4 protein-coding genes are annotated in these 6427 nt (G+C 36.6%); all 4 read right to left on the bottom strand.

Translation table 11 applies throughout. The annotated features are described in order from the left end of the window. Positions 1 to 42: 42 nt before the first annotated feature. On the bottom strand, positions 43 to 579 hold the full coding sequence (locus tag G634_RS19160; RefSeq protein ID WP_051233961.1) for a QueT transporter family protein: 537 nt from the start codon (positions 577 to 579) through the stop codon (positions 43 to 45). A 275-nt stretch (positions 580 to 854) separates the two neighbouring features. Continuing rightward, the gene (locus tag G634_RS0112755; protein WP_081676618.1) at positions 855 to 3158 is read right to left on the bottom strand and encodes a glycogen/starch/alpha-glucan phosphorylase; all 2304 of its coding nucleotides are present in this window, start codon (positions 3156 to 3158) and stop codon (positions 855 to 857) included. A 239-nt stretch (positions 3159 to 3397) separates the two neighbouring features. After that, positions 3398 to 4387, bottom strand: a complete 990-nt coding sequence (locus G634_RS0112760; protein ID WP_026505615.1) for a LacI family DNA-binding transcriptional regulator — start codon at positions 4385 to 4387, stop codon at positions 3398 to 3400. Positions 4388 to 4503: 116 nt separating this feature from the next. Then, on the bottom strand, positions 4504 to 6036 hold the full coding sequence (locus G634_RS0112765) for a bifunctional metallophosphatase/5'-nucleotidase (RefSeq protein WP_026505616.1): 1533 nt from the start codon (positions 6034 to 6036) through the stop codon (positions 4504 to 4506). Positions 6037 to 6427: the final 391 nt, after the last annotated feature.

Below are 6427 nucleotides of genomic sequence, written 5' to 3' on the forward strand. Positions count from 1 at the left end.
AACTGTCATGTTTTTTATTTGCTATGCTATATATGTTAATCCTTAGTTTGTTGCTGCTTCTTTCTTTCGAAAGACAGTTCTTACTTCATGTGTATCACCAAAAAGCTGATTACGAATCGGGAACAATGCATTAAGCAAAATTTCTCCAAATACCATACATGTGATAACTTCACCGATTCCAACTGTTAGCATCATGAATGGAATTGCATCTGGAGAACCATATGCATATTTCAAAATAAAAGGAATAATGAGTGCATTAGAAATAACAGGACTTACTGAACATAAAATGCGATATTTTCTAAGCGCATATGTTCCTATACATCCAATAAGTGTTGCGAATGATCCGAAAATAATATCCGGAACTGCGCATGAATTTATTATATTACTCAACAGACATCCTATTGTAACTCCTGGAATAGCTGCCGGTGTAAAAAACGGAAGTATTGTGAGTGCTTCTGAGAAACGACACTGAATTGCGCCGTTTGCAAGATTAAAACCCTGCGCGAACAATGTGAGTACTACGTACAAAGCTGCAATAATACCAGCCTGTGCGATAAAAAGTGTTTTTGTTTTTTTCATTTCTTTCTCCTTTAGTGTAATCAGATTCTCTGATTTTTATCGAGTGGGAAGGATTTAACACTCGCATAGCGATACTTACCATACCACTATATTTTGTAAATTGCAAGAAAAATAACAGCAAAATTCAATACATAGGCATGCAAGCATGCCTATGTATTGAATTTTAACTCCTATGCTATTTACTCTTCTATACTCGTTGCTTTTTCTTTATTTTTACTCAAACATAAATGATATACGAATTGCTTCACGACTTTGTCATACTCGCAATTCTACAATCATTTCAGTTTCCAGATGTCACGGTTGTACTCGCGAATAGTACGATCTGATGAGAAGAATCCAGCCTTTGCAATATTTGTAACCATCATCTTCTTCCACTTATCTCTATTCTCATAATCTGCAAAGATTCGATCCTTTGCCTCAATATAAGACTCAAGGTCAATAAGGGTCATGAACCAGTCTTTTCCAATGAGTTCCTTATAAAGTCTTTCAAGATTCTCTTTATGACCAACTTTCATGCACTGCTTGCCGATTATAAAGTCTACTGCCTCTTTAATAACAGGGCTCTTCTTGTAATAATCCTTAGAAACATAATCAGCTTTCTTATAATGCTCAATTACTTCATCAGCGCTGATACCAAAGATATAAATATTATCATCGCCTACAAGCTGGTGAATTTCTACGTTTGCACCATCATCTGTACCAAGTGTTACAGCACCATTTAGCATGAACTTCATGTTACTTGTTCCTGATGCTTCCTTGGATGCAAGAGATATCTGCTCAGAAACATCACAAGCCGGAATAAGGCGCTCAGCATATGAAACGTTGTAGTTCTCGACCATAACAACTTTCATGTACTTATTTACATCAGGATCATTATTAACAATCTCCTGAAGGCAAAGAAGAAGGTGAATGATATCTTTTGCAATAACATAAGCAGGAGCTGCCTTTGCACCAAAGAGGAATGTAAGAGGTCTTGTTGGCTTCTTGCCACCCTTAATCTCAAGGTACTTATGAATAATATAAAGGGCATTCATCTGCTGACGCTTGTACTCGTGAAGACGTTTAACCTGAATATCGAAAATTGAATCCGGGTTAAGTTCTACACCTTCATGCTTAGAGATGTACTCGCAAAGCTCTTTCTTTTTGCCTATCTTGATAGCCTCAACCTTATTTAAGAATTCTTCATCATCAACATGATTAAGAAGATCCTCCAGACGATCTGCATCCTTCTTAAATCCATCTCCTATAGTCTCGGAAATGAGATTTGCAAGTGGATGGTTACAGGAAAGAAGCCATCTGCGGAATGTTACACCATTTGTCTTGTTGTTAAACTTCTCAGGATAAAGTTCATAGAAATCATGAAGCTCACTATCCTTAAGAATATCAGTATGGATTGCAGCAACACCATTAACAGAGAATCCATAATGAATGTCGATGAATGCCATATGTACTTTCTTTTCTTTATCAATAATCTGAACCTTATCGTTCTTAACCTTAGCACGAATTCTCTTATCAAGCTCTTTGATATAAGGAACAAGCTGAGGAACAACCTTCTCCAGATACTTAAGAGGCCATGTCTCAAGAGCTTCCGCAAGGATAGTATGGTTAGTATAAGCACAAGTCTTGGATACAACATCAATAGCATCATCCATAGAGAATGCCTTATCCTCAACAAGAATTCTGATAAGTTCAGGAATAATCATTGTTGGATGAGTATCATTAATCTGGATAACAGCATGCTCATTTAACTTTCTAAGATCATATCCTCTTTCCTTCTGCTCCTGAAGAATAAGCTGTGCTGCATTGCTTACAAGGAAGTACTCCTGATAAATTCGAAGTAAATTTCCTGCCTCATCAGAATCATCAGGATAAAGGAAAAGAGTAAGATTCTTTTCAATCTTCTTTTTATCAAATGTGATTCCAGCCTTAACCAAAGACTCATCAACAGACTCGACATCGAAGAGACGAAGTTTGTTAACTCCTGAATCATATCCGCTTATAATCATGTTGTAAAGTCTAGATACAACCTTCTTCTTGCCAAAGTTGACTTCATATTTTACATTTGTCTTCTCAAGCCAAGACTGCTCTTTTATCCAAGGATCCTTCTCTGCATTCTGAAGATTCTCTTTGAATACCTGATGGAAAAGACCAAAGTGATAATTAAGACCAATACCTTCTCCAGGAAGTCCAAGAGTTGCGATAGAATCAAGGAAACAAGCAGCAAGTCTTCCAAGACCACCGTTACCAAGTGATGGTTCAGGCTCACACTCCTCGATATCTGCAAGTTTCTTGCCATTCTTCTGCAAAATTTCATTAACCTTGTCATATACATGAAGATTAATAAGATTATTGGAAAGAAGCTTTCCAATAAGGAACTCCATAGAAATGTAATAAACTTTCTTCTCGCCTGAAATTGGCTCTGAAACCTTCAAAAGCTCGCTTGTCACCTCAAGGAGAACATAGTAAGTTTCCTCATTTGTACAGTCAGCAAGTTTCTTCTCAAACTGGCGCTCTGCACTCTTTTCCATCTGCTCTTCAAGATTAAGTACAAGAATATCTTTCTGCATATTTGTAGACATAAAATAAATTCCTCTCTTTCCAGGAAAACGTTTTCTATAATCGATATATTTACATTACCACAAGAAAACGTTTTCCGCAAGTATAAATTAATTTTTTTTAATCGCAACACACAATCTATATCTCGGAAAAAAGGTGGAAAAGTATAATAGTGTTTATACCTTTCCACCTTTTATATGCCACAAAGACAACTTCTAAATATTTACATGTCTCTAAGATATTTATATACCTGAGAACTGTTTTATCTAATTATTTCTTCATACTTCATTCGTACAAGTTCATGTGGTAATACCACGCTTCTACCACTTTCTCCTGACAGTAATCGTTCCATTTCTTCTACAGCTTTAGATGATACACTTGCAAAATCCTGTCTAACAGTATTCATCTGCTTTCCAACATATCCCATCAGAATGATTCCATCAAAACCGCAGACTGGTCTGAATATATCCATCTCGATAAGTGCCTTCATAGCTCCGATTGCCATAAGATCAGAAGCACATACAACTACATCCTTGTTTCTGGCATATCTCATAGTAATCTGCCTAGCCTTAAGTTCAGAGAAATCTCCATCTCTAATAAGCACTTTGAGTCCCATTTCTTCCTGAAGCTTCTTCATTCCCTGAAGTCTCTTATCTGTAACATATCCATTCTTTTTTCCAGAAATATATAAGACTTTCTTACAGTTATTCTCTTTAATAGTCTTTTTGGCAACATCATACTGAGCCTTGGCATGGTCAATCCCAACACAAGAACAGGACGTAGAAACCTGCGGAGCATCAATTACTACCGTCTTGAACATCTGACTGTCTACAAGGCTATGAAGAACTTTGTCTTTGCTGGACATTCCATAGATGATGATGCCTCTAACGCTCTGAGATGCAAAATATCTAATCATTTCTTCCAAAGACATTGATTCTATCATACTAAAGAAAATAGTAATCACATCAAGCTGAAGTTCTTGTGCCTTACTAATCGCACCTGCAATATACTGCATATCAATTTCATCGATTGCCTGCGTTTCGACATTAAGTTTTATTAAAAGAGCAATTCGTCCTGAATTTTTGGAAGATAGTGTAGCTGCTACAGCATTTGGAACAAATCCAAGCCTTTCTACAACTTCCATAACTTTTTGCCTTGTGTCATCGCTGACATTCGGATAATTGTTCAGCACCTTTGATACTGTTGATATTGCCACACCGGCTTCTTTTGCTACATCCTTGATTGATACCATTTTAACCTCATACTTGTAGTATTTTTCACTACCGCTTACAGCAAGAATATTATAAGCAGTTTTTAGGAAATCGTTTTCCTTCCCTAAAAATACTATACCCCCTAATAACTTTATAATCAATAGATAACTTTAAATCGATAATTCATTACCTCTTTTAAAGGCGTATGCTTTTTCACATAATCAATCAATAAATCAGGCATTTCATCAGTGCTGGAATAAACAATAGGACTACTACCAATTCCCGGATATCCGCCTGTTCCGGTTGAACGGTAGTTACTCATTACAACTGTATACTCCTTTTCCATAGAAATATCTTCGCCATTATCAAGTCTTTTAAGCCGTACAACTCTACTGCCCTTTTCTTTTCTTAAATCAAATTCATAGTCAAGACCTGCATAGAAATCATAATTGTAATGTTCAATCTTTGGTTCTAAGAAAGTCCTAGATATAACAGGCTTCCCATCTTCAAGTTCAAAATAAGAAGCACATCTTTCAAGAGAGTCTTTGATAACCTGTCCTGTTAATTTCTTAATATCTATTGTATTGGCAAATCTGTAAATGCTATATATATCCCTAACTGTTATTTCTTTTTTTAATCCTAATGGATCATTGAATAATGAACTGCAGGCAAAATCAGCATCTTTTGCATATTCTAACTCAACTGCATTGAACAATGCCGCTATTTTGCTTCCGTAAAGAGCTGCTTCCAGCTTTCCTTCTGGAAGAATCTCCTCTTCTAACTCACCAATCGGAATATCGAGCCACTTCTGCACTTTTTCTTCCATAGGAAGAAGCTTTTCATATGCTTTTACCTCTGGTGTTCCTTCGCTATTCTCAAATGCTGTTTCCACATTTAAAATCTTATTCTCATCATCTGTTATAGCCTTTAATGTGCAGTAAATCTTAGCAGTTGAAGGCGGCTGAACAGAAACTGTGTTTCCGAACACACATCTTTCCACTGCCATGTGCTGATGACCTGTTAAAAGAATATCAAAATTAAGATTCTTTCCAATTCTACATGCTATATTCTCTGTAGTATCAGATAAAAGATGACCATCTTTCAAATCCTCTTCATATCCTCCATGATAAATGCAGATAGTAATATCACACTTATCTTTCATAGAAGAAAGCTCTTTCTCTAATGCTGCAAACGGCTCTGTAATCTGAAATTTTGTAAGGTTACTCTTAGACTCCCAGACGTTAACCCAGTCCGTTACAGCTCCTGTTATTCCTACCCTTAAACCATTTGCAAGTGTTACTATCTCTGATTTTACAAGCTTTAATTCATGTCCTAAATCTTCAACATTTGCACAAACACATGTTCCGTTCATGGCTTCAAGATAATCTTTTATCTTGTCGTAACCAAAATTGAAATCATGGTTTCCAAGTGTGAAATAATCAAGTCCCATAGCATTGAAAGCTTCTGCAACCGGATGAAAATCGTATTCTTTGGAATGTGAAAGATAATATGATACAAGTGGAGTTCCCTGAAGTGAATCCCCTCCGTCTAGTACCAGCATATTTTCATGCTTTTGCACCTTGCCAGCTATATTCAAAAGCCCTGAATTTATTGGCTTATTAACTGCGTAATCTATCGGAAAAATATTCCCGTGTGTATCTGATGTAAATACTATATCTAATGTTTTCAAGGATGTCCCTCTTTCTACTATGGATAGGTATATCAAAATCCATAGCAGTTAATTATAGCTAGAAATATACATGAATGCAACGGGGCGTGAAGCCTCACACGACTAAAGTCGCGTGCTTCCTATTGCCACAATCTACGTTGTGGTTGCCTTTTAGGGCATCAGACTGCGTTTCTGTCCATACGGCTAAAACTCAGTACTTAGACAACTAATATATTGTCTAAGACCGCATTTAAGCTAATAAGGTCAGCCAACGTGCAGGTGCTTCTCTTAGAGCACTGAGGGACTTTAGCCTCAATGTCCAACCTGTCCGTCACCGAACAGGATTTAAAAATTTCTCGTATATAATAGCGGGCTGCTATATTATACGAAGCGTTAAGATCACAGTTGTATG

Origin of the sequence: Butyrivibrio sp. NC3005 (assembly GCF_000424545.1) — a bacterium.
Classification (GTDB): domain Bacteria; phylum Bacillota; class Clostridia; order Lachnospirales; family Lachnospiraceae; genus Butyrivibrio.